Annotated in this window: 1 protein-coding gene; it reads right to left on the bottom strand. The window is 74.4% G+C overall.

Annotated features, from left to right (window positions below; genetic code table 11):
- The coding region (locus ACSBPG_RS31990; RefSeq protein WP_435541297.1) for a calcium-binding protein at positions 1 to 771 on the bottom strand (771 nt) is incomplete at both ends.

Raw genomic sequence — 771 nt, 5'->3', positions numbered from 1 at the left:
GAACCAGTCGCCGGCGACGTCGGCGGCGCGGATGCCGGTGAGGGTCACCTGGTCGCCGGTGTCGAAGGTGACGACCGCGCCGGCGTCGCCGTCGGCGACGCTCCAGGTCATGCCGCCCAGCACCTGCAGGCGGTCGCCCTCGGCGGCGTCGAAGTCGGCCACCGTGTCGGCGCCGCCGCCGGCGGCCATGACGAAGGTGTCGGCGCCGTCGTTGCCCTCCATGGTGTCGTTGCCGAGGTTGCCGACGATGGTGTCGTCGCCGAGGTTGCCGAACAGCAGGTCGTCGCCCTGGCCGCCGAACAGCGTGTCGTCGCCCTGACCGCCGAACAGCGTGTCGACGCCGAGCTGGCCGTACACCACGTCCGAGGCGAGCTGGCCGTAGAGCTGGTCGCTGTCCTGGCCGCCGAACAGGCTGTCGGCGTCCTGCCCGCCGAACAGGGTGTCGCTGCCCTGGTTGCCGTAGAGGGCGTCCGACTGCTGGTTGCCGTAGAGCACGTCGTCGCCGAAGTCGCCGAAGATGGTGTCGTCGCCGAGGTCGCCGAAGATCGTGTTGGCGTTGGCGTCGCCGGCCATGGCGTCGTTGGCGCCGGTGCCGAACACCGCCCCGCCCTCGCCGCCGGGCACGCCGTCGGAGCCGTCGTCGGCGCCGCCACCCGAGCCGCCGCCGGAGCCGCCGCCCGAGCCGCCGCCCGAGCCGCCACCGTCGGAGCCGCCGCCCGAGCCGCCGTCGCCGCCACCGACCGTGTCGCCACCGTCGCCGCCGCTCAGGGT

This window comes from Azospirillum sp. ST 5-10 (assembly GCF_051225715.1).
Lineage (GTDB): Bacteria > Pseudomonadota > Alphaproteobacteria > Azospirillales > Azospirillaceae > Azospirillum.
This window is presented reverse-complemented; position numbering and strand designations above follow the sequence as displayed.